Origin of the sequence: Aliisedimentitalea scapharcae, assembly GCF_045277565.1 — a bacterium.
Classification (GTDB): Bacteria; Pseudomonadota; Alphaproteobacteria; order Rhodobacterales; family Rhodobacteraceae; genus Aliisedimentitalea; species Aliisedimentitalea scapharcae.
Genome location: NZ_CP123584.1, coordinates 92,775 through 114,258, shown reverse-complemented (window position 1 = coordinate 114,258; position 21,484 = coordinate 92,775). Strand labels below are relative to the sequence as shown.

Sequence of the window (21,484 nt, the reverse complement as noted above, 5' to 3'; positions counted from 1 at the left end):
GCCTTCGTCATGCGCAAAAGCGATGGTACGTTCTGGGCAAAGGCGCTGGTTGCAAGTCCAGGACAGTATCGACATCACGCAATTGATCGACCTGCGCGATACGCCGCCCCGGCAATGTGGCGATTGTGTCGGCCAATGCATGTGGTGTTGACCAGCGGACGTTGCGAAACATCCCACTGGGTAAGGCGGCAACACGTTTGGCCCCGACCAGCCAGTACCCGCCATCAAAGGCAGGTCCAAAGACCGCATCATGGTCTCCCAATGCCGCAAAGGCTCGCGCGACATGCGTGCGCGTAATCCCCGGAATATCCGCTCCGATGATGCACACGGGCCCCGCCGGCATAGAGCGCATTATGCGTCCCATCCGGTCTCCCAGGTCGCCGTTTCCCTGCGGAATGCGGTGAAGGTCAGCAGGCCATACTTTGGACGCCATTCCCGCGACATCCGGCGCGACCGCCAAAACGATCTGCCAGCGTGGGTCACGCAGCCGACGGATCAGCCGCGCCGATTGGTGGCGAAACCACCACGCGGCCGCGTCCATGCCAATGTCGCGCCCCAAACGGGTCTTGACCCTCCCGGGGCGCGGAACCTTGACCATGATGACCAATGTGCGTTTCATGCGGGATCAGGCAAAATAGTCCCGCAGGACACGCGTGTAGATCGCCTTTAGTTGGTGGATCTGATCGATTTCAACCCGTTCATCCACCTGGTGCATGGTGCGACCCACCAGGCCAAATTCGACAACCGGGCAGTGATTTTTGACAAAGCGCGCATCTGACGTACCTCCGGTGGTGGACAGAACTGGTGTTACCCCCGTTTCCGCTTTGACAGAGGCGGCAACCAGATTGGACAGCGTGCCCGGAGGTGTCAGGAAGCTTTCGCCCGAAATCTTGGTCTTTAGTTCGATGCCGACACCAAATGTGTCTGCGACCTTGTCAGCTTCGGCCTTTAGCCAATCGCTCAGCGCGGCACCGTTGTGCAGATCATTGAACCGAATGTTTACTGTGGCATGACAGTGCGCCGGGATCACATTGGTTGCAGGGTTGCCAGTGTCCATTGTCACCACTGCCAGGGTCGAGGCATCAAAGTGGTCACTGCCCTGATCCAGTTCGTGCGATGCCAACCGATCCATCAGGCGTGCCATGGCAGGCAACGGATTGTTGGCCCTATGCGGGTATGCGGCGTGGCCCTGAACCCCGGAGAACGTAAACCAGGTCGTCATCGACCCGCGCCGCCCGATTTTCATCATCTCGCCCATGTGATCAGGACAGGTCGGTTCGCCCACCAGACAGACCGACATCGCCTCGCCCGAATTGTTCATATAGTCCAGCAAAGCGGTGGTGCCGTCGTATGCATCGCCCTCTTCGTCGCCGGTGATCGTCAGAATGATCGCCCCGTTCGGAGGTGTGTCCCGCACGAAATCAACAGCCGCAGCGGCAAAGGCGGCCACGCCAGATTTCATGTCGGTTGCACCACGGCCATACATGAACCCGTCGATTTCTTCGGCACCAAAGGGATCAACAGTCCAGGCCGCCACATCCCCGACCGGCACGACATCCGTATGACCGTTGAACCCAAACGTCTGGGCGTGACCTTGTGTTCCCCAACGGGCAAACAGGTTGCTGATGCCCCCTCGATCCACGCGAGTGCAGTCGAAACCGGCATTACTCAACAGCTTTTCCAGGAGTACCAGAGCGCCTCCCTCCTCAGGTGTTACTGAAGGGCAGCGGATCAAATCGGCTGTCAGCTGGGCGGGATCTGTATGAGACATGGCGCAGGCTCCGGAAAGGGGTCGTTGAAACTGGCCTAACGCGGTTTGATACCCGGTGCAAACCACATATCCGCCAACCAAACCCTTCTGAGCTCACCTTGATGGGTACGCTGGGGGCTTGTGTCAAATGTGCCTCAAAAGCAGCAACTTGGCGGCAGCATTATGAAACGCCTTAGCAAGCTGAAAAAGTCGTGATACATCTGAGGCAAACAAAATGACCCGAGGCAGGGCAATTCGAGCAGGACGGCACACAAGAGGCCGCCAATTTTTCTCTCCGCCATACTATGGCTGGAGAACCTATTTCGTGACCGGGATTTGCCTGTTCGCGGAATGTCTGCCTTGGAATGAAAAAAGGGGCAGAAAATGGCGACGGGTGCCGAACTTGGCTATCAGACAAATGCCAACGCCACAGCAATGGCCGAGGCGATCTTTGGAGATGGTGCGACAGTTGTCAGCGCGTCCTATTCTGGATGGAGCCAATCTTCGGCGATCTATTCTAACGGGGATGCGCTGGCACCTGGTGCGACACCGGGAGACACCGGTGTAATCCTGTCAACTGGTCGCGCCTCGCATTTCACCCGTTCGGGCGGAGACCCGAACCGGTCAGCCAGTACATCGACCAACACCTCTGGTCAAAACAACAATCCGGACTTCAATGCTGCGGCGGGTACGAATACCTATGACGCCTCCTATCTGGATGTCAGCTTTATCCCGACCGGGTCGTTGATGACCATGCAGTTTGTGTTTTCTTCGGAAGAATACCCGGAATATACGGATTCTCTGTATCAGGATTTTGTGGGTGTCTGGGTTAATGGAACGCAGGTGGAACTGGGGATTGGCGATGGTGATACTGATCCGGGAAATGTGAACAGCAGCACCAATGAAAACCTGTTTCTGGACAATACCGGCGACGCCTACAACACCGAGATGGATGGTCTGACCGTGACCATGACGCTGACCATGAATGTCATCCCGGGCGTTGTGAACACAATCCGTATCGGCATCGCGGATGTGACAGACAGCAGCTATGATTCCAACCTGCTGATTGCAGCAAATTCAGTTCAAACCGACCTGGTGGCATTGGGCGATTCCACGGATTTGTTTCCAACGGGATCTGTTGATCTGGACGTGACAGCCAATGACGTCAGTGCCAGCGGCGGCACGCTGACCATTACCCACATCAATGGCATCGCGGTCAATGTTGGCGATATCGTTCAGCTCAATACTGGCCAAAGTGTTCAGTTGAACTCAGATGGTACGCTCAAGGTCATAGGTGACGGGGACACCGAGGAATTCAACTTTACGTACACCGTGTCGAATGGGGCGAACACCGACACAGGTATTGTACAGGTCAATTCCATCCCGTGTTTCGTTGCCGGAACGTTGATCGCAACTCCGTATGGCGAGGTGCCAGTGGAGGAATTGCAACCGGGAGATCCAGTCTGGACCCGGGATGACGGGGCTCAGCCCTTGCGCTGGATCGGGTCGCGGGTGGTGCAGGCGACTGGGGATTATGCCCCTATCCACATTCGGGCGGGGACCTTTGGTGAACATCGCGACCTGTTGGTTTCACCCCAACATCGAATTTTGGTGCGCGATGCGGTCGCCGAACTTCTGTTTGGTGAGGACGAAGTTCTGGTGGCGGCCAAGGACATGATCAACGATCAGTCCGTGGTGCGTCATCAAGGCGGTGAAGTCACCTATGTCCACATCATGTTTGATCGCCATCAGGTAGTCTATTCCGAAGGGCTGCAAACCGAAAGCTTTCTGCCCGGTCCACAAAGCTCCAGCCTGTTCGAGCAACCGATTATCGACGAAATCTGTACCCTGTTTCCAGAACTGGACCCGCACACAGGTGAAGGCTATGGACCTGCAGCCAGGCCTACATTGCGCAGCTATGAAACCCAGTTGTTGTTCAACCGAGAACAGGCTGCATAATGGCCAACTGGATCGCCTTGTCCGATCATGACGGGCATTGGTTTGCCCCTCAGGGACTGGGGCAACCCAAAGGCGCGGCAAAACTGGTCCAATCCGGTCCTGATGCCTTGATGGTACGAGGATCTCTGGTCGTCGAAACGAATGTTCCGGCGACGGCCAGGATGGAACCCCTGTTCATCTATGATCAACAGGGCGAATGGCCATTGCATTTGGCGTTGCACGCGATTCCCGGCGGCGGGTTGAGTCTGGTATTGAACCAGGGTGGACTTCCATTGCATCAGACAATCAATCATTCCGAAGGGGGACGTACGGAAACTCTGCGGATTACCTATGCCTGGGATGCACCACGGCGCTGGGCACGGTTGACGGTCGAGCGACCACAGGATGATTGCGTGATTTCGGTGCCGGTCTCGTCGCCACGCCCCTTGCGAGTCATGGATGCACGAGCTTTGTTAATGCCTGGGCCAGAACGGTATGTGTCGCGCGAAGTGCGATACCTGGCGCTGTCAGCGGGTATCGAACCCATCGGTCCAATGCCATCGCTGGCGATGGACACGCCAATCGCAACGCCAGACGGCTATCGGCCGATTTCCAAACTGCGCCGGGGCGATGTGGTTTTGACGCAAAACGATTGCGCGGTTCCGATCTTGCACAAAATCTCGCGCGTTGTCCCTGCGCGGGGATCATTCCGGCCTGTCAGGTTGCGGGCCCCTTTCTTTGGGCTGTGGCGTGATATTGATGTGTCCCCAGCCCAACGGCTGCTTCTGACCGGTTCCGAGGTGGAATATTTATTCGGATGTCAGGCGGTTCTGCTGTCGACGCGTCATCTGACGGGAACTCCGCGGGCCTATATTCCGCCCGTTGGGCAGCTGATCACATATCAACAGCTGGTCCTGCCCGGCCACGAAGCCATGAAAGTTGCGGGGACCATGGCCGACAGTCTTTTCATTGGACGGCTGCGTCGTAACCGGGATGTGTTGTCCCGAAGCCTATTGGCCGATCTGGACCGCAACAGCCTGCCGGAACACGCCAAGCCGGTGCACCCGGTATTGCGTGCTTTTGACGCCACCATTCTGGCCGAGCGGCGTGTGGCCTGACCGCGATGCTTGCCTGACCTGCAAATTCTGCGTAATCGGGTGAAAATGGCGGACCTCATGTTTTCAATGCTGAACCGGATATTCTATGTTCTGGCGGCCTTGGTCGTTGTTGCGGCCCAACAGGCCGCAGCCCAGACGCTGAATGTAGCGACTGTCACACGTGCTCCCTTTTCGATGACGGATCAGGGCGCGCAAACCGGGTTTTCGATGGATCTGCTCGGGGCTTTGGCCCACGCACAGGGGTTGGAAGTGACAATAGATCGGGTCGATCAGTTCCCGGAGATGCTGGATGCTGTGCGCTCCGGGGCTGCTGATCTGGCGATTGCAAATATTTCGATCACGGCGGCGCGCGAAGCGCAGATGGATTTTAGCCAGCCGATCTTTGCGTCGGGTCTGCAAATCATGGTGCCGGTGACTGATTCCGGGCGGCCGCTGCTGATTCACACTTTGTTTTCCGCGGATATCATGGTCGCCCTGGGTGTTGCCTTTTTGGTCTTGTTTGTGGGTGGCATGTTGATGTGGCTGCTGGAACGTCGGTCGCAGCCCTATTTTGAACGTCCTTTGAAGGAAGCCTGGTTTCCGTCTTTTTGGTGGGCGCTCAACCTGGTGGTCAACGGAGGGTTCGAAGAGCGGATGCCGCGCACCTTTTTTGGCAGGATCTTTGGTGTGCTGCTTGTGGTGTCATCGCTATTTGTCGTGTCGGTCTTTGTTGCGAAAATCACCGCCGCCATGACTGTCGAAGCCATCACAGGGTCGGTGAATTCGGTAAATGACTTATATGGTCAGCGCGTCGGTACGATCAGTGGATCGACGGCGGCGGGCTTTTTGGAACGGCGTGAAATCGACTATCAGGGATTTGGTGGGCTGGAACCAATGCTGACCGAATTCGAAGCGGGCAACTTGCAGGCCGTGGTGTTCGATGCTCCGATCCTGTCCTATTATACCAGCCATCATGGATTTGAGCATGGCAGGCTGGTGGGGCCGATCTTTCTGTCCGAAAACTATGGGATCGCCTTCTCGACCGGCTCGGATTTGGTCGAACCCTTTAATCAGGCACTGTTGTCCCTGCGCGAAGATGGGACGTATGAAACCATCTATCGCAAGTGGTTCGGATGGCGGAACTGACGGCCTGCCATCAATGAACAGTTTTGCCGGGCTCGTCAAAAAATGGCGTCATCTGTGCGACGATTACTGAATTCTCGTCGAGCGCACGTTGCATCAGCGCGCGTTCATCGGCTTCGATCTCGTGACCTTCGGCTTCTCGCTCTTCCAATGTACCATATCCGGTAACATCCAGCGGAGCGGTATCTGCCTGTTTCAGGATTGCGACGGTCTCGCGTACGGCTTCGGCCTCGTCAACGCCAGAAGCAAAGATCATCAGCGCGGCACCTGTGGCTCCCTTTGGGAGGCCATCACCATCCTTGCGGCCAATTTGAACGAGCAAGGTGTAAACCTGCTGCACGCGTTTGGGTTTCTTTTCCATTGCCGGGCCTCTCGTGACGATCCGGCTTTCGCATACCGTTAACTGTGGCCCAAGCTCAACCCTGCTGCCTGCTCTGACGGTCGAATTCCGACCAGATTCGACGCCAAAGCCGAGATTGAGCCGATTTGACATGAATGCTGTGTGTTTTGACGCACGGTGGAAAGGAAATCCCAAGACCCTGGGCCGTATTGCTGAATGGCGATGATGATTTCTGGGGACTGCAATGCCGACTGCTTCTGAACTGCCAATTGATACTTCCGCGACTGCGACCGACATGGCCGAGGCCATGTTTGGCTCGGGTATCGAAATCGTCAGTGCTGATTATACCGGGGCTGCACGGGCGTCGGGGATCTATTCAGAAGGGGACGACGTGGCACCCGAACTGACCCCATCAGATACTGGGGTCATTCTGTCGACAGGTAGAGCAACGGATATCACAAACAGCAGCGGCGATGCGAATGTTCGGGCACATACATCAACCGTAAACAGAACAAGCGGTGACGATGATCTGGATGACATGGCAGGGGCCAGAACCTATGACGCCGCTGTTTTTGAGGCCGAGTTCATCCCGGAGGGATCAACTTTGACCATGCAGATCACGTTTGCTTCGGAGGAATACCTGGAATACGTGAACTCAGGGTTCAATGACGCGGTTGGTGTCTGGGTCAATGGCGAACCGGCGACTCTGAGTGTTGGCGACGGCGATATTACCATCAACAATATCAACGACGAGAGTAACGCCAACCTGTATGTCGACAACCCGGCAGACGCCGAAGTGGCAAATACGGAGATGGATGGATTCACCGTCAAACTGACGCTCAAGGCACCGGTCAATCCTGGCGAGACTAATACGATCAAGATCGCCATCGCGGATGGTGGCGACCAATACTACGATAGCAATCTATTGATCGCCGGGGATTCGATCCAAACGGCGTTAGTTGCTGAAGATGACATAATCAGCGTTCAGGGGCTCGCATCTGGCAATGTTGATGTTCTGGCCAATGACAGTTCATCTGTTGGCGGGGAACTGACGATCACCCATATCAACGGTCAGCCTGTGTCAGCAGGGGATTCGGTGACATTGGCGACCGGAGAGCAGATTACCCTGGCAATGGACGGGAGCTTTGAAGTCACTTCGGACGGGGAAGAAGGGAGTAATGTATTCAGTTACACCGTCGCTGATGAAGACGGAAATACGGATACCGCCTTTGTCGAACTGATAACGACGGCTTGCTTTGTTGCCGGAACATTGATCGAGACTACTTTGGGCTCAATCCCGGTGGAAGACTTGAAGCCGGGAGAAATGGTTTTGACACGCGACCATGGGGCGCAACCTTTGCGTTGGATTGGTCGCAGCGAACGCCGAGCCGAAGGGCGGCATGCGCCGGTCCGAATCGAAAAAAATGCCTTGGGGCATCACGGTCGGTTGGAAGTATCGCCAAACCATCGGATTTTGCTGACATCACAAACAGCGGAGCTGATGTTCGATCAACCCGAAGTTCTGGTAAAGGCACTGTATCTGGTCAATGGCAGGTCGATACGGCAGCGGGACGATGGAACGCCGATAACCTACCTCCATTTGCTGTTTGATCAGCATGAAATTGTCCGGGGCAATGGGTTGGATAGCGAAAGCTATCATCCGGGAATCGAGACCATCGAATCCTTTGATGCAGCAACGAGAGATGAAATCCTGGAATTGATGCCCGATCTGGATACAGCTTCCTATGGTCCCACGGCACGGGTGACGCTCAGGGCGCATGAAAGTCGTGTTTTGCTCGCCGCGATATGAGGGTCGGTGTCCAGAAGTTGGCGCATATCCTGACCACAGGCGTGGAACGAAAAAGGCCGCAGCGTAGCAAAGCTGCGGCCAGAATACTTGCAGTAGCCGAACCTGATCAGTCGCGCAGGAGTTCGTTAATACCGGTCTTGGAACGGGTTTTCTCGTCCACACGTTTGACGATCACGGCGCAATACAGGCTGATGCCGTTCTTGGACGGCATCGAGCCGGAAACGACCACAGAGTAGGGCGGGATTTCACCATAGGTGACCTCACCGGTTTCGCGGTCCACGATCTTGGTGGATTTACCGATGTACACGCCCATACCGAGAACGGAACCTTCGCGGACAATGCAACCTTCGACCACTTCAGAGCGTGCACCGATAAAGCAATTGTCTTCGATGATGGTCGGGCCGGCCTGCATGGGCTCAAGAACGCCGCCGATGCCGACGCCGCCTGACAAGTGCACGTTTTTGCCGATCTGTGCGCAGGAGCCGACGGTGGCCCAGGTGTCAACCATCGTACCTTCGTCCACATAGGCACCCAGGTTCACGAATGACGGCATCAGAACCACGCCTGGCGCAACATAGGCAGATTTGCGGACAATACAGTTGGGCACAGCACGAAAGCCGGCAGCCTTCCACTGGTTTTCGCCCCAGCCGACAAATTTGCTGTCGACCTTGTCCCACCAGCCGCCACCCTGCGGGCCGCCATCCTGGATTTCCATGTCCTTGATGCGAAAGCCGAGCAGAACAGCCTTTTTTGCCCATTGGTTTACATGCCAGTCGCCATTGTCCAGCTTTTCCGCCACGCGCAGCGATCCGCTGTCCAGCGCGTTCAACGTGTCTTCGATGGCTTCGCGCTGTTCGCCGGTGGTGGCAGGGGTAATGGTGTCGCGTGATTCCCACGCGGCCTCGATTGCGGTTTCCAGCTGGGCGTTGGACATTGTGCGGTGCTCCGGATGCGGTTGGATTCGGGACTACATAACGGCAAAGGGCGCAGGCGTCATTCCCTGTTTGCGGCGAAAACACCCTCGGGGGCGGCCTTTTACGGGTTCAGCGGACCCGACGCAGGTGGCGACGCAGGATTTCGCAGGCGGCGGGGGCGTCTTGACGCAATAGTGCCTGCAGGATCGCGGCGTGATCCGTGTCAATACGTTGGGTCCATTGATGCTGCCAATGAGCGAATAGATGGCGGGCGCTGGCGATGTGTAGGTCATCAATCGTTGCCAATAGACGGGGCATAGCGCATGGCGCGAGGATTACCCGATGAAACCGCCGGTTGCAGTTTTCCCAGGTGACCATGTCTGTTGCCTCGTCGCAGGCGACGCGGGCGGCTTCGGCATCCCTTAGATCCTGGGATGTCATGTTGAAAGCGGCATTTTGCAGCGCCAAAATTTCCAGAGCCACACGCATCTCAATGATTTCGCGCACTTCGGTCGGGTTCAACGCTGTTACCCGCATGCCACGTCGGGGTTGGGATTTGGCCAACCCATGCGCTTCCAACCTCAGCAATGCTTCGCGCACGGGCACATGGCTGGCGGAAAACTCGCGGGCGATGTGATCCTGACGCAGCTTTTCACCAGCAGGCAGATCGCCCTGGATGATCCTTTGGCTCAGCGCCTGATAGATTGTGTCGACGATGGTTGCGGTCATGGATTATCGATAGTTTCAAAGCTGGGGTTCCGCAACCGTACCCCAGTCTCATCACCCAAAGGGGTCAGGAGCGATGTTGCCGCCGCACACCAATACAGCAACCCGCTCGCCGTCTTCTGGTTGATAGACGCCGCTCATCAATGCGGCCAGCGCAGTAGCGCCGGCGGGTTCGACCAGGATCCGGTGTTCCAGCCACAGCGCACGCTGCGCACGGGCGATGTGGTCGTCCGACACCGTCACCGATGTCAGGTTTGACTTTTGAGCAAGATTAAAACCGATCTGTCCGATCCGTTTTGCGCCCAGGGCATTGGCGGCAATGCCCGACACATCAACATCTACAGGTGCCCCGGCCTTCAACGCGGCCTGTAGCGCGCAGGAGGTGTTGGGCTCGACAGCAACAATTTTGCGGCTGTCCTCAAACCAGCTCAGAGCCCCTGCGATCAATCCGCCACCGCCAACGGCAATCAGAATGGTGTCGGCTTTCAATCCCTGCCCCTCCCATTCGGCAAAGCAAGTCCCCTGGCCGGCAACAGTTGCGGCGGCGTCATAAGCGTGCACTTGCATGGCCCCCGTGTCCTGTTCAAATCGCTGTGCCAATTCCAGCGCATTGGCATAGGCTCCCGGAACGACCTCCAGGTCAGCGCCGGTTTGCTGGATCAGGGCGATTTTGGATGGCCCAGCCATTTCAGGAACAAATATCCGTGCTTTGTGCCCTAATGTTCGCGCGGCATATGCAACAGCCGCACCATGATTTCCTCCCGATGCGGCAACCAGCCCGGCATCTGGAACCGGACGGCTGAGCAGCGTGTTGAACGCCCCACGGGCCTTGAAGCTGCCAGTATGTTGCATGTGCTCCAGCTTCAATTCGATGGGATAGGGCAAATCAAACCCCTGTGTGATCAGCACCGGTGTCACCTGAACGTGCCCCAACACACGTTTCGCCGCGGATTGAATATCTGATTTAAAAGCCATTTCACGCGCCTGTGCCTAGTGTTCCGGATGGCGACCTTATAGGCTGAAAGGAAACAGGCAAATAGGGAACATGTTCATGAAAGACGATCGCCGCAGCCGATTTCGGGACGCACATTCCGATAGGGATACCGCCGAACATGTTCCGCTGACGCCCCAAACCCAATCACCGGCCTATCGGTTGGCTTTTGCTGACGAGGATTTTCTGTGTCGGGATGAACTGCGTCCGGTTCGGTTGCAATTGGAGTTGCTGAAACCGCAGCTGTTGTTGGAAGAACACGAAATCACTTCGACCATTGTATTGTTCGGGGGGGCGCGTATTCCAGATCCGGTCAACAAGGACAAGGCGCGCACCCGGACTTTGGCCGACCTGTCGTCCTTCTACGACGAAGCCCGCGAATTTTCCCGGCTGATGACCGAAAAATCCAAGCTCAGTGGATGTCGGGAGAATGTGATCGTCACCGGTGGTGGCCCTGGTGTGATGGAGGCGGGGAACCGCGGAGCCGCGGATGCGGGGGGCTGTTCCATCGGTCTGAGCATCGTATTGCCACACGAACAGGCGCCGAACGAATATGTCACGCCGGAACTCAGCTTTAACTTCCACTATTTTGCAATCCGCAAGATGCACTTCCTGATGCGGGCGCGGGCGATTTGCGTATTTCCGGGTGGATTCGGGACGATGGATGAATTGTTTGAATCCCTGACGCTGATTCAAACAGGCCGGATGGAGCGGGTGCCATTCCTGCTGTTTGGTCGGGAATTCTGGGAAAAGGTGATCAACTGGGATGCCCTGGCGGATGCGGGGACAATTTCCGATCAGGATCTGGACCTGTTCCGCTTTGTTGATACGGCTCAGGAGGCGATGGCGCTCATTGAGAATTGGGAACCTGCACCGCCCCGTGATAGTTTACCTGGTCGTGAAAAATAGCGTCAAACGACGCGATCCATTTGGATCGCATCATGCAACATCTGCCGGGATAACGCCCAGTTCAATACCTTGGGGCAGGCGTGTTACGATCTGTTTGCCCTGAACGTCCTTGACCGCCAGCCCATGCGCGCCCAGACGAAATTTCCATTCCCGGTTGCTCAGTGCCTGGGTGCGTTCGTGACGCAGTAGCTCCAGGATGCCTGCGTCGATCATATGTCCTGCTGTTTCTGCCAGTGCCATTTTCTTTCTCCTGCAAGTTGTTTGTTTACAATTTGGAAACTGACTGTTGATCTGGGCAGCAATTTACCGGAATTGGGGCAAGTTCAAGGCACCCTGAGAAACGTTAAACGCGCCACGACAGGGTCGCAGCGCGTTTGATGTTTGGTTCCGGCCCGGTTTGGCCGGGTAATGTTGCCAGGTCAGGCGACGTCAAACTGCAATGGTTTGATCTGGGTGAACAACCCGGTTTCGGCCAGCTTGGCGCGGGCTTCGGCAGGAGTCGGTTCGTCCACATACAACAGGGCGATCGCTTCGCCGCCGGCTTCGGAACGCCCAAGGGTGAAGTTCGCGATATTGACGCCAAATTCGCCCATGGTCCGCCCCAATGCTCCAATGATACCGGGAACATCTTCGTTTGTTGTGTACAGCATATGCGCACCGATTTCGGCGTCGATATTGATGCCTTTGATCTGGATAAAGCGCGGTTTGCCGTCACTGAACACGGTGCCGGCAACCGATCGTTCGCGTTTGTCGGTCACGACGGTCACCTTGATGTACCCATCAAAGGTGCCAGATTTATCCTGATTGGTGGTGCTGATCTGGATACCGCGTTCTCGGGCCACAACTGGTGCGCTGACCATGTTCACATCCGGGTTTGCTTTCTTCATGATGCCTGCAACCAAGCCACAGTTCAGTGCATTCAAATTCAGCTCGGATGCGACACCGTCATAAAGAATGTTGATCGCCTGGATCGGCTCATCCGCCATCTGACCAACAAAGCTGCCCAAGTGGCTGGCCAATTTCAACCAGGGCCCCATGACCTTGGCTTCTTCGGCAGTCACAGATGGCATGTTCAGCGCGTTTTCGACGGCACCGGTCAGCAGATAGCTCGACATCTGTTCAGCCACCTGAAGCGCGACGTTTTCCTGTGCCTCGGTCGTGGCGGCCCCCAGATGCGGGGTGCAGACAACGTTCGGTAAATTGAACAGGGCGTTTTCCTTGGCCGGTTCAACGGCGAAAACGTCAAAGGCAGCCCCGGCCACATGGCCAGATTGCAGCATTTCGGCCAGCGCCTCTTCGTCGACCAGACCGCCGCGGGCACAGTTGATGATGCGCACGCCCTTTTTTGTCTTGGCCAGGTTTTCGCGGCTCAGGATATTGGCGGTGGCGTCGGTGAACGGCACATGCAGTGTGATAAAGTCGGCACGAGCCAGAAGATCATCCAACTCTACCTTTTCGACACCCATCTGGTCGGCCTTTTCTTCGCCCAGGAAGGGGTCATAGGCGATGACCTTCATCTTCAGGCCCCGCGCCCGATCACAAACGATACCGCCAATATTGCCCGCGCCAATGACGCCAAGAGTTTTGTTGGTCAGCTCGGTCCCCATGAATTTGGACTTTTCCCATTTGCCGGCATGGGTCGAAGCAGAGGCTTCGGGGATCTGCCGGGCAACGGCGAACATCATGGCAATCGCGTGTTCGGCGGTGGTGATCATGTTCCCGAAGGGTGTGTTCATGACGATTACCCCTTTTTTCGAGGCAGCATCTTTGTCAATGTTGTCCGTCCCGATACCTGCGCGTGCGATGACTTTGAGATTGTCTGCTGCAGCGAGGATCTTTTCGGTGACTTTGGTGGCCGAGCGAATGGCCAGCCCGTCATATTGGCCGATTACTTCGGCCAGCTTGTCTTTGTCTTTGCCCAGATCGGGCTGAAAATCGACGTCGATGCCGCGATCACGAAAAATCTGGACGGCGGTTTCGGACAGTTTGTCAGAGACGAGTACTTTGGGAGCCATTGTTTTGGTCCTTTTGGAAGATCGGGGGAGGGGTGCGTGTGAACACGCACCCTACGCTGTTGGATTATGCGGCGACCGTCTGGGCGTTGATTTCAGCCTCATACGCCCAAGCCAACCAGGGCAGCATGGCCTGGATGTCAGTGGTTTCGACTGTACCGCCACACCAGATCCGCAGACCGGCAGGTGCATCGCGATAGGCTCCAATATCGAGCGCGATGTTTTCCGCTTCCAGCCTTTTGGCAACCGCCTTGGCAAAGGCCGCGCCGTCCTGAATGCGGGCGTCGGTGAATTTGACACACACCGAGGTGTTGGATCGGGTCGCCTCATCTTCGGCCAGATTGGCGATCCAGTTGTTTTCAAAACAGAAATCAAAGACCGCCTGAGCGTTTGCATTGGCGCGGGCGATCAGCCCCTGAAGGCCGCCAACCGAACGCGCCCAATCGAGCGCGAACAGATAGTCTTCGACAGCGAGCATTGACGGGGTGTTGATGGTTGCCCCGGTAAAAATGCCTTCGATCAGTTTCCCGCCCTTGGTCAGGCGGAATATCTTGGGCAGCGGCCAGGCAGGGGTATAGCTTTCCAGGCGCTCTACGGCGCGGGGTGACAGGATCAGCATGCCGTGCGCAGCCTCGCCGCCCAAAACCTTCTGCCAGGAGAAGGTGGTCACATCCAGCTTGTCCCAGGGCAGATCCATTGCAAAGGCGGCCGAGGTCGCGTCGCAGATGGTCAATCCGATGCGGTCATCTGCGATCCAGTCGCCATTGGGAACACGAACGCCGGCGGTGGTACCGTTCCAGGTAAATACGACATCATTGTTGAAATCGACCGACGCTAGGTCAACGATCTGACCGTAGTCGGCGGTTTTAACTTCGGCATCCAGTTTCAGTTGCTTGACAACATCAGTGACCCAACCGGACCCAAAGGATTCCCAGGCCAGCATTTCGACCTTGCGTTGACCCAAAAGCGACCACAGCGCCATTTCCACGGCTCCGGTGTCCGAGGCGGGAACGATGCCGATACGATAGTCGGCCGGGATGCCCAGAACTTCACGCGTGCCTTCAATCGCGGCCTTCAGCTTGTCCTTGCCAACGGCGGCACGGTGCGAGCGGCCAAGAGCGGCGTCGGCGAGTTTGGTGACATCAAATGTGGGGGGCTTGGCGCAGGGGCCAGAAGAAAAACGCGGATTGGCCGGCCGCGTTGCCGGTTGCTGAGTAGCCATAAATGCTATCCTTACAGATATCTGCCTCTCGTTGGGGAGAGGTGTCCCACGCACAGACGTAGTCGGGTCAGCCTGATGCTGCAACTGCAAAAATGTCAGAATTCGGCGGTTTGACATTCAAATGCGACGTGATTTTCCATTATCGGAAACAGATGTCTCTGAGTGCATCAGCGTGCCCTGCACAGAAAGTGTAAGAGGGACCGCCATTGGAAATTATATTTAACACCCTGAAAATATATAATAATTTAAAATTTAATATACTGAGCAGCGACCAGATTATCAAAATTTCAGCTCCCTTTCAGCCATCCATCAGCAAACTCAACGGATTCGAGCGCGCAAAACCGACGGACACGGTCCAATTCGGATTCCAATCGCGATTGGCGGGCATTTCCCCATTTCACGCCCGCCTCCGGCCACAGGCCGGTGACCCGCAGGCATCCCTGGTCCCGAAATGCTTTCATATCGATACGGCCAACCAGACGTTCGCCTTCGAGCAGCGGGAAAACATAATAACCGTATGTGCGTTTGGGGGCGGGAACGAACACCTCGATCCTGTAATGGAATCCAAAAAGCCGTTCGGCTCGCTTGCGGTCCCGCAGGGCCGGGTCAAATGGGCTGAGAACCCGCATGCGCCCAGGAGCAGGGCCCAGTTCCTTGACCTGCATCAGGGTTTCGGGACGTGCCAGAACCTTGTGTAGTGTGCCATCGCAGCAAGTCAATTCGATCGGTTGCAGCGCGCCGGACGCCTGCTGAACCATGCACCAATTTCGGGCCTCCTGTGTTGAAACGGTGTCCCAAAAGGCCGCGATTTCGCGCGGAGTTGCGCAGCCCAACCGATCGATGGCTGCGTTGCAAAGCCAATCCACCGTTTGTTCCGCATCGCAGGGCAGGGCACCAGGGCAGAGGGATTCTTCGATCACCCGGTCGGTCAAGTCATAGATTTTCTTGAACCCCTGCCGTCCGATCACGGTCAGCGCGCCGGATCGCCACAGGTATTCAAGTGCGGTCTTTGAAGGGTGCCAATCCCACCACCCACCGGACCCCTTTTTCTCGTCTGTACCAACATCTGACGAACTGACTGGCCCGTGATCACGGATGTGCGTCAGAACCGCTTCAAACCGGTCTTCGAACCCGTCACGCCTCCAGTTGCGATACCGGTCGCGCAGGAGGGTCGCGTCACGCTGAAAGCGCAGGTGCCAATGGGGGAAAAACCGCATGGGGATGACCGCGGCGTCATGTGTCCAATGTTCAAACAGGCTCTTGTCCCGTTCGTAGAGCCGCTTGAGGTTCTCGTGCCGATAAGTCGAGCGGCGCGAAAACAGGATCAGATCATGGGCCCGCGCAACCGTATTGATGCTGTCCAGCTGCACAAACCCCAACCGTTCAATCAGGCCCAAAAGAGCCGGCCCCCGGGCTGTCCCGGTTGGCTGTTCCAACAGCGCGTGCCGATCCAGAAACAGCCGCCGCGCGCTGCGATTGTCGAGCGTCGCCGTCATCGCCGTTTCAGCGTGTCGCCATATGAGATGGTGGGTGTCAGGGTGATCCGGGTTTCGATGTCTGCTTCGGGGTCATCCAGCTGGGCTGCTATGATCTCAGCTGCCTTGCGACCGATTTCCTGACGACAGGCATCCATTGTGGCCAACTGACGTGGCAGGCCTTGGAGAAGTTCAACACCGTTAAATCCAGCCAGCCCGATCTGCCCCGGCACATCAATGCCCTGATCCAGCAAGTGGAGCAGTCCACCAGCACCAATCATGTCGTTGGAGTAATACAGGAAATCCAGATCTGGCGACCGTTCCAGCATTTCCTGGGTCATTTCCCGACCTTTGGCCAACGCCGAACCACCTGAATAGAAGGCGCGATCTTCAATCTCGACACCCTCCTTGGCCAGCGCTTCGGTAAATCCTTCGAACCGTTTGCGCGCGCGGTGATCCAGTGGCATTTTGGTGCCCATAAAGCCGATGTGGCGATAACCTGCTTTCAGGATCGCCTTGGCCATCTCGCGCCCGGCACGACGGTGCGAGATCCCAACCATTGCGTCGACCGGTTTGCCATCGGTATCCATGATTTCCACCACCGGGATGCCTGCTGCGTTCAGCATGGCCCTGGCCGCTTCGGAATGCTCCAACCCGGCGATGATCACACCCGAGGGCCGCCAGGACAACATCTCGTACAGAACCTTTTCTTCCTTTTCAGGGATATAGTCTGTAACGCCCACGACTGGTTGAAGTTCGGTGTTTTCGAGGATTCTGTTGATCCCGGTCAGAACTTCGGGGAACACCATGTTCGACAGTGACGGGATGATCACGGCAACAAGATTGACCCGGCTGGATGCCAACGCGCCTGCGATCTTGTTGGGCACGTACCCCAATTCCTTGGCCGCAACGAGCACCTTTTGCCGGGTTTTGTCGGATACATCACCTCGATTGCGCAATACGCGGCTGACCGTCATCTCAGAAACACCTGTCGCTTCGGAAACATCACGCAGGGTCAGGGGCCGTTTGGTATCCAGTGTCACGAAGCTCTGCCTTCTTGTTGATTACGCTACCACGTTAACGCAACCACATCGGGCAATACAATGCTACAGAAATTCCGGTGACATGCAGGCAAAGCTGGTCTAAATAGCGGTCATCGGCCCCGTGGCTCAACTGGATAGAGCAGCCCCCTCCTAAGGGGCAGGTTGCAGGTTCGAATCCTGCCGGGGTCACCATAAAAATAAGGGGTTTCTCAGTTACTTTAGGGTTTTCCCTCTGGTTCGTTGAACCAAGCGCGGGCCATCGAGTTCGAGCGAACCTGCTGCGTGCCGCAGGTAATCCGGCGAAAATTGGCTGTATGTTGAGCGGGTCACGTTCGGGTTCGTGTGCCCCAGGTATTGGGCAATTTCTTCGATAGGGACACCGGCTTCGGCCATAAATCGGCCGGCGGTTCTTCGCAGATCGTGCGGTGTGCAATGTTCGATCTCTGCGCGCTTAACAGCGGCGTTGAACCCGGTCTTGATCGACTTCACCTGGCCCCCACCCCATTCAACAACATAGTTGCTCAGAGCGGCGTTGCGGGCGTCCTGCAAGGCGGCCATCAGGGAATCGTTAATTGGGACCGTCGCGCGACCTTTTCGGGGCCCGATGTCATTTTTGGAAAGCTTGATGATCCGGCGGTCCAAGTCTACCCGGTCCCAAGTCAATTCAAGGATCGCACCCGATCGACCGGCGGTTGTCAGCATCAACAGAATGGCCAAGCGAATATGTGGATCGATGGCCGATGCCATCAGCGCATTTACTTCTGAGCGGGTCAGATACCGTTCACGCGGGGGTGGCGCTGGGGGCATTTCGATAGCAGGTGCCTTGCGGATCAGTTCTGCAGCGTGGGCCCAAAGCAAAGACGATCGAAGACAGCCAAGCTCTGTTCTGATCGTGGAATCCTTCCGACCATCGGCGCGACGTGTCTCAACATATGACCGGCAATCGTCTTTTGTGATTTGTGAGGCCGCCAGGTGCCCGAACACGGGAAGGACATTTTTGCCGGTTTGATCAAGCTTCCGCGCCTGTCTGCGTTGTCCCATTTCGATCTGATAGGCGTCCCAGATCTGCGCGACTGTCATACCGACGTCAGGCGCAGTAGTCCTTAGGATCAGGTCGCGGGCTTCTCGCTCGGCTTCTTTTGCCGTGTGTGCCTCAAGACGGTAACGGCGGCGTCGCCCGTCATCTTCGTTCCACATGACGACAAATCGTCCTTTGAGGCGACCGATTCTGTAGTCCCGCATTCGTATTCCTCCACTGTTGCCTGTGCGATCCTGAGCAACTTTCCCCCGACTCGGAACGCTGACAATTCCCCGCGTCTAATCATGGCGCGAATAGTTTCACCGGAGCAACCCCAGCGATCGGCAAGCTGGTCGGGTGTGAATGGGCGGGCTGGTTCTGTCATCCTTGCTTCTCCCCTTGTACCTGATGGGTCATGGCTGCTCCCTCAGGGTTGGCGATTTTCAACAGCACATCCGCATGGCAGGGCTGATCGAGAGGGCACCAGCAGGCCAGATCCTTGCCGCGAAGGTGTTCAATGATCTCGGACAATGCTGGGAAATTTCTGGGATCAATCGCCAGCATGTCTTCGAAGGCTGCAACCGCTTGCGCCGGAGTTTCAATGGCGATCTGCCCTTTTGTGTCGCAAACATACTTCCCGATGGCGAATGGGTTTCCCCATTTTCCGGGGCGGCATACGCTCACAGCCCCCTTAGGCATTCGCCAATCTTTGGTTCGCTTTCTCTGAATGCGCTTTGGGTCAGTCATGACACTTGCTCCAAGTTCTCGCGCCACCGGAAAAGCCCTAAAGCACCTTTGACGGGTATGAAGGGAACGGGTGTTACGTTACGGAGAACAAGCCCATAGGGGCCTAAGAACCAAGGGCTGTTGCTGATCTCGATGCAATCCACGATTTCAGCCGTGCCAATGATGCCTCCGCGCTGGAAGTCATCCGGGTCAGGAACCCAAACCCCATCAGGCCAATCCTCGGGCTCCATTCCTCGCGCGAAATCGACAAACTCATTGAAGCCTTTCATACTACTGTATCGGCTCGCATGCAGGCAGATTGGCCCGCGGTAGTGGGACCGGCGCGGGCGGTTCTCGACGTCCTTTCCAGCGTTCAAGATGGCCCAAGCCCAGGGTTGGCGGATCGACAGAGCGCGTTCGGGTAGTTCGGTTATTGGGATGTCGCGGGTCATTGCGGAACCTTTGCCATCGTGTCCGAAAGGGTGCCACCGGAAGCCAGATGTGCGTCGATTAGTGGCTTGGCTGTTTCCAAGGTGTAGTATCTCAGTTCGCCTTCGGGGTTGTTCTCGTAGAAGCTGTCCGGTTCCTGTTGAAAATCTGCCCACGTCGGAGAGCAATCAACACAATAAGTCGCTGAGTTTTCGTGGTCATGTGTGCGGGGATCACCTTCAAAAACTGGGGCATTGCATCCGTCGCAGGTTTCGATCTCGCCCAGTTCCTCTTCCATTTTATCCGAACGTGCCTTCGCGGCTTCATAGGCCTTGTGTTCCGGCGTAGCTGACAGAGCTTGCCAAGCTTCGACTGATGCTTTGCGCGCGGCCCGGTATTCGTTTTTGGATACGGTCATTGGAACATAGCTCCTTCCATTGCTTGTTTTTTGAGGCCTCCCAAATCCGGGCGAGAGCCGGGATTTGTGATGTATCCCCGCGTTCGCACCGACGCTTGCGGGCGTTGTATATCCGACGCCATTTGCGGGATGTGGTCGACCAATGAGGCTGACAGATCCACTCGCGCAGATCGGGTGTCGCCTTGGTGGTCCGATTGCAAAACGGAATGCAGCAAGTGTGGCGGGTCATGCTGCGTTCCTCAGTTCTTCGATTGCGTGGGGTTCAAAGGGTATCAAACAGGCTCCCTTGAACTGGTGTGGTCGGGGTGTGCGTAGGTGGCTCCCAGATCCAAGACCCGGAGGCCGTGGGCAGAGCTGAGAGTGCGCCACGCATACGCCGCAACCAATGGACAAACTCCGTTTCCGAGCAATCGCAAAGCGCGTGACCGGGCGGCCAGCCCATTAGCCATTCTACGAACAACGGGTTCAAGCGTCTCTTTCGACGGTTCTTGAACAAGCGTTTCGCTACGGAGTGCCCGTGCCAAGATTTCATCGACACCCACAGCAGGCGCAAGATCACTGTTCGGTCCTTCCAAGACGGTTTGCCAGTCGGCTGTTGCACCGGGTCCGGGTGGGAAAATCGGTCTGCTATAGTCGAGAGACTCAACTGCGAACCCTTGCTGTTTTCGCTTCGGTTTTGCACTCCAAGGCGGGGTTCGTGCGCCGCCGGTGTGGGCCAGTTCGGTGGCAGGGGGATCGCCATAGCCAATTCTTCCGCCCGCCCGCTGAAATCGTTGTTTCCCGCTGCGTTGTTGCCGTTCTGCGCTGGCGTTCCCGCCATCGGTGTGGGCCAATTGGCCGCCTGCGCCGGTAGAGGCGTCCCCCCCGCTCCAAAACTCTGGTTCGGGCCGCCCTTTTCCGCGTCGGATGCTCTCGTAGTTCCCCAGTTCTGCACCGCCTCCTGCAAATCCGGCCCGCCCGCGCCGCGCGCTTTCCGATTGCTGTTCGCCCCCCCTGTCACGGCCTTCGCGGTGGGCCACGATGAAAATTCGTTGCCGTTCATGCGGCGCGCCAACTTCTTGCGCTGAGAATATGCCAGCGCCAACCGCGAAGCCCAATTTTCGAAGGCTTCGCAGCACGGTTTCAAGGCCAAGGGAGACGTGCCCCCGGACGTTTTCGAAGAAACACCATTCAAGGTCTGGCCCGAGTTCCCCGATAATTCGTTCAATGTCGGGCCACAGGTGCCGTTCGTCGTCTTCCCCTTTGCGCTGTCCCGCGGCGCTGAAAGGTTGGCAGGGGTATCCTGCAAGGAGGGTGTCGAAGGCCCCAGCGAATGGTCTGGCGTCAAAGGTGGTGACGTCGTCCCAGATCGGCGCGGGGGCGAGGTATCCGGCCCTCTGGGCGGCGATGAGCGTCTTTCTTGGGTGTTCCTCCCATTCGACAAAACAACGGGTGTGGAAGCCCGGTTCTGCGAGCATGAGGCCCATATCCAATCCACCGCCTCCTGCACACAAGGAGAGTCCGTTTTTGGGACGTGCTGCCAT

General features: G+C 56.8%; 22 protein-coding genes and 1 tRNA gene. 6 read left to right on the top strand and 17 right to left on the bottom strand.

Annotated features, from left to right (window positions below; all coding sequences use genetic code 11):
• Positions 1-7: 7 nt before the first annotated feature.
• Both QEZ52_RS00610 and dapE read right to left on the bottom strand, forming a co-directional pair.
• Positions 8-619 carry a TIGR04282 family arsenosugar biosynthesis glycosyltransferase gene (locus tag QEZ52_RS00610; protein ID WP_406646987.1) on the bottom strand — a complete coding sequence of 204 codons (612 nt, stop codon included), beginning with the start codon at positions 617-619 and terminating at the stop codon, positions 8-10.
• 6 nt (positions 620-625) lie between these two features.
• A complete protein-coding gene (dapE, locus tag QEZ52_RS00605) occupies positions 626-1,771 on the bottom strand; it encodes a succinyl-diaminopimelate desuccinylase (RefSeq protein WP_406646985.1) in 1,146 nt (381 codons plus the stop codon).
• Between the two features lie 363 nt (positions 1,772-2,134).
• Between dapE and QEZ52_RS00600 the strand changes: the two genes are divergently transcribed.
• Genes QEZ52_RS00600 through QEZ52_RS00590 form a run of 3 tightly spaced genes read left to right on the top strand, consistent with a single transcriptional unit; the run spans position 2,135 to position 5,931 of the window.
• Positions 2,135-3,709, top strand: a complete 1,575-nt coding sequence (locus QEZ52_RS00600; protein ID WP_406646983.1) for a Hint domain-containing protein — start codon at positions 2,135-2,137, stop codon at positions 3,707-3,709.
• Complete coding sequence (locus QEZ52_RS00595; RefSeq protein WP_406646981.1) at positions 3,709-4,806, top strand: Hint domain-containing protein; 1,098 nt, start codon at positions 3,709-3,711, stop codon at positions 4,804-4,806. Before QEZ52_RS00600 ends, QEZ52_RS00595 begins: the two co-directional genes overlap by 1 nt.
• A gap of 57 nt (positions 4,807-4,863) precedes the next feature.
• Positions 4,864-5,931, top strand: coding sequence for a transporter substrate-binding domain-containing protein (locus QEZ52_RS00590; RefSeq protein WP_406646979.1), 1,068 nt, complete (start codon positions 4,864-4,866; stop codon positions 5,929-5,931).
• A gap of 10 nt (positions 5,932-5,941) precedes the next feature.
• On the opposite strand, the gene QEZ52_RS00585 is transcribed toward QEZ52_RS00590, so the two are convergent.
• A complete protein-coding gene (locus tag QEZ52_RS00585) occupies positions 5,942-6,289 on the bottom strand; it encodes a hypothetical protein (protein ID WP_406646977.1) in 348 nt (115 codons plus the stop codon).
• 223 nt (positions 6,290-6,512) lie between these two features.
• Here QEZ52_RS00585 and QEZ52_RS00580 point away from each other — a divergent pair, with 223 nt between their 5' ends.
• Positions 6,513-8,078, top strand: a complete 1,566-nt coding sequence (locus QEZ52_RS00580; protein ID WP_406646975.1) for a choice-of-anchor L domain-containing protein — start codon at positions 6,513-6,515, stop codon at positions 8,076-8,078.
• A 106-nt stretch (positions 8,079-8,184) separates the two neighbouring features.
• On the opposite strand, the gene dapD is transcribed toward QEZ52_RS00580, so the two are convergent.
• The 3 genes from dapD to QEZ52_RS00565 all read right to left on the bottom strand — a co-directional run bounded on the left by dapD (position 8,185) and on the right by QEZ52_RS00565 (position 10,693).
• The gene (gene dapD / locus QEZ52_RS00575; protein ID WP_406646973.1) at positions 8,185-9,012 is read right to left on the bottom strand and encodes a 2,3,4,5-tetrahydropyridine-2,6-dicarboxylate N-succinyltransferase; all 828 of its coding nucleotides are present in this window, start codon (positions 9,010-9,012) and stop codon (positions 8,185-8,187) included.
• Positions 9,013-9,121: 109 nt separating this feature from the next.
• Entirely contained in the window at positions 9,122-9,721 is a 600-nt protein-coding gene (locus QEZ52_RS00570) for a GntR family transcriptional regulator (RefSeq protein WP_406646971.1), read from the bottom strand.
• Between the two features lie 51 nt (positions 9,722-9,772).
• Positions 9,773-10,693 carry a threonine/serine dehydratase gene (locus QEZ52_RS00565; RefSeq protein WP_406646969.1) on the bottom strand — a complete coding sequence of 307 codons (921 nt, stop codon included), beginning with the start codon at positions 10,691-10,693 and terminating at the stop codon, positions 9,773-9,775.
• 76 nt (positions 10,694-10,769) lie between these two features.
• On the opposite strand from QEZ52_RS00565, the gene QEZ52_RS00560 reads away from it, so the two are divergent.
• Positions 10,770-11,618: an LOG family protein gene (locus QEZ52_RS00560; protein WP_406646967.1), complete on the top strand. Its 849-nt coding sequence runs from the start codon at positions 10,770-10,772 to the stop codon at positions 11,616-11,618.
• 30 nt (positions 11,619-11,648) lie between these two features.
• Here the strand turns inward: QEZ52_RS00560 and QEZ52_RS00555 are convergent, their stop codons facing one another.
• The 5 genes from QEZ52_RS00555 to QEZ52_RS00535 all read right to left on the bottom strand — a co-directional run bounded on the left by QEZ52_RS00555 (position 11,649) and on the right by QEZ52_RS00535 (position 17,370).
• The gene (locus QEZ52_RS00555; RefSeq protein WP_406646966.1) at positions 11,649-11,858 is read right to left on the bottom strand and encodes a hypothetical protein; all 210 of its coding nucleotides are present in this window, start codon (positions 11,856-11,858) and stop codon (positions 11,649-11,651) included.
• A 179-nt stretch (positions 11,859-12,037) separates the two neighbouring features.
• On the bottom strand, positions 12,038-13,633 hold the full coding sequence (serA, locus tag QEZ52_RS00550) for a phosphoglycerate dehydrogenase (RefSeq protein ID WP_406646964.1): 1,596 nt from the start codon (positions 13,631-13,633) through the stop codon (positions 12,038-12,040).
• 64 nt (positions 13,634-13,697) lie between these two features.
• Positions 13,698-14,852, bottom strand: coding sequence for a phosphoserine transaminase (locus QEZ52_RS00545; RefSeq protein ID WP_406646962.1), 1,155 nt, complete (start codon positions 14,850-14,852; stop codon positions 13,698-13,700).
• Positions 14,853-15,139: 287 nt separating this feature from the next.
• Positions 15,140-16,348, bottom strand: coding sequence for a winged helix-turn-helix domain-containing protein (locus tag QEZ52_RS00540; protein WP_406646960.1), 1,209 nt, complete (start codon positions 16,346-16,348; stop codon positions 15,140-15,142).
• The gene (locus tag QEZ52_RS00535) at positions 16,345-17,370 is read right to left on the bottom strand and encodes a LacI family DNA-binding transcriptional regulator (RefSeq protein ID WP_406646958.1); all 1,026 of its coding nucleotides are present in this window, start codon (positions 17,368-17,370) and stop codon (positions 16,345-16,347) included. The genes QEZ52_RS00540 and QEZ52_RS00535 overlap by 4 nt, the downstream gene beginning before the upstream one ends.
• 115 nt (positions 17,371-17,485) lie before the next feature.
• Between QEZ52_RS00535 and QEZ52_RS00530 the strand changes: the two genes are divergently transcribed.
• Positions 17,486-17,562, top strand: a tRNA-Arg gene (locus tag QEZ52_RS00530).
• 21 nt (positions 17,563-17,583) lie between these two features.
• Here QEZ52_RS00530 and QEZ52_RS00525 read toward each other — a convergent pair.
• The 6 genes from QEZ52_RS00525 to QEZ52_RS00500 all read right to left on the bottom strand — a co-directional run bounded on the left by QEZ52_RS00525 (position 17,584) and on the right by QEZ52_RS00500 (position 21,484).
• Positions 17,584-18,567 carry a tyrosine-type recombinase/integrase gene (locus QEZ52_RS00525; protein WP_406646956.1) on the bottom strand — a complete coding sequence of 328 codons (984 nt, stop codon included), beginning with the start codon at positions 18,565-18,567 and terminating at the stop codon, positions 17,584-17,586.
• Positions 18,480-18,773, bottom strand: coding sequence for a helix-turn-helix domain-containing protein (locus QEZ52_RS00520; protein ID WP_406646954.1), 294 nt, complete (start codon positions 18,771-18,773; stop codon positions 18,480-18,482). Before QEZ52_RS00520 ends, QEZ52_RS00525 begins: the two co-directional genes overlap by 88 nt.
• Positions 18,770-19,135 (bottom strand): DUF4326 domain-containing protein, encoded by a 366-nt coding sequence (locus QEZ52_RS00515; RefSeq protein ID WP_406646952.1) that lies wholly within the window; start codon positions 19,133-19,135, stop codon positions 18,770-18,772. Before QEZ52_RS00515 ends, QEZ52_RS00520 begins: the two co-directional genes overlap by 4 nt.
• Complete coding sequence (locus QEZ52_RS00510) at positions 19,132-19,566, bottom strand: ASCH domain-containing protein (RefSeq protein ID WP_406646950.1); 435 nt, start codon at positions 19,564-19,566, stop codon at positions 19,132-19,134. Before QEZ52_RS00510 ends, QEZ52_RS00515 begins: the two co-directional genes overlap by 4 nt.
• Positions 19,563-19,961 carry a hypothetical protein gene (locus QEZ52_RS00505; protein ID WP_406646948.1) on the bottom strand — a complete coding sequence of 133 codons (399 nt, stop codon included), beginning with the start codon at positions 19,959-19,961 and terminating at the stop codon, positions 19,563-19,565. Before QEZ52_RS00505 ends, QEZ52_RS00510 begins: the two co-directional genes overlap by 4 nt.
• Before the next feature lie 272 nt (positions 19,962-20,233).
• Entirely contained in the window at positions 20,234-21,484 is a 1,251-nt protein-coding gene (locus QEZ52_RS00500; protein WP_406646946.1) for a DNA cytosine methyltransferase, read from the bottom strand.

Coding starts and splice junctions, on each gene's coding strand:
- serA (WP_406646964.1), bottom strand. CDS start 13,633: ATGGCTCCCAAAGTACTCGTCTCTGACAAACTGTCCGAAACCGCCGTC.
- QEZ52_RS00600 (WP_406646983.1), top strand. CDS start 2,135: ATGGCGACGGGTGCCGAACTTGGCTATCAGACAAATGCCAACGCCACA.
- dapD (WP_406646973.1), bottom strand. CDS start 9,012: ATGTCCAACGCCCAGCTGGAAACCGCAATCGAGGCCGCGTGGGAATCA.
- QEZ52_RS00565 (WP_406646969.1), bottom strand. CDS start 10,693: ATGGCTTTTAAATCAGATATTCAATCCGCGGCGAAACGTGTGTTGGGG.
- QEZ52_RS00585 (WP_406646977.1), bottom strand. CDS start 6,289: ATGGAAAAGAAACCCAAACGCGTGCAGCAGGTTTACACCTTGCTCGTT.
- QEZ52_RS00500 (WP_406646946.1), bottom strand. CDS start 21,484: ATGGCAGCACGTCCCAAAAACGGACTCTCCTTGTGTGCAGGAGGCGGT.
- QEZ52_RS00570 (WP_406646971.1), bottom strand. CDS start 9,721: ATGACCGCAACCATCGTCGACACAATCTATCAGGCGCTGAGCCAAAGG.
- QEZ52_RS00555 (WP_406646966.1), bottom strand. CDS start 11,858: ATGGCACTGGCAGAAACAGCAGGACATATGATCGACGCAGGCATCCTG.
- QEZ52_RS00540 (WP_406646960.1), bottom strand. CDS start 16,348: ATGACGGCGACGCTCGACAATCGCAGCGCGCGGCGGCTGTTTCTGGAT.
- QEZ52_RS00560 (WP_406646967.1), top strand. CDS start 10,770: ATGAAAGACGATCGCCGCAGCCGATTTCGGGACGCACATTCCGATAGG.
- QEZ52_RS00515 (WP_406646952.1), bottom strand. CDS start 19,135: ATGACTGACCCAAAGCGCATTCAGAGAAAGCGAACCAAAGATTGGCGA.
- QEZ52_RS00595 (WP_406646981.1), top strand. CDS start 3,709: ATGGCCAACTGGATCGCCTTGTCCGATCATGACGGGCATTGGTTTGCC.
- QEZ52_RS00510 (WP_406646950.1), bottom strand. CDS start 19,566: ATGACCCGCGACATCCCAATAACCGAACTACCCGAACGCGCTCTGTCG.
- QEZ52_RS00520 (WP_406646954.1), bottom strand. CDS start 18,773: ATGACAGAACCAGCCCGCCCATTCACACCCGACCAGCTTGCCGATCGC.
- QEZ52_RS00525 (WP_406646956.1), bottom strand. CDS start 18,567: ATGTGGAACGAAGATGACGGGCGACGCCGCCGTTACCGTCTTGAGGCA.
- QEZ52_RS00545 (WP_406646962.1), bottom strand. CDS start 14,852: ATGGCTACTCAGCAACCGGCAACGCGGCCGGCCAATCCGCGTTTTTCT.
- QEZ52_RS00580 (WP_406646975.1), top strand. CDS start 6,513: ATGCCGACTGCTTCTGAACTGCCAATTGATACTTCCGCGACTGCGACC.
- QEZ52_RS00590 (WP_406646979.1), top strand. CDS start 4,864: ATGTTTTCAATGCTGAACCGGATATTCTATGTTCTGGCGGCCTTGGTC.
- dapE (WP_406646985.1), bottom strand. CDS start 1,771: ATGTCTCATACAGATCCCGCCCAGCTGACAGCCGATTTGATCCGCTGC.
- QEZ52_RS00610 (WP_406646987.1), bottom strand. CDS start 619: ATGAAACGCACATTGGTCATCATGGTCAAGGTTCCGCGCCCCGGGAGG.
- QEZ52_RS00505 (WP_406646948.1), bottom strand. CDS start 19,961: ATGACCGTATCCAAAAACGAATACCGGGCCGCGCGCAAAGCATCAGTC.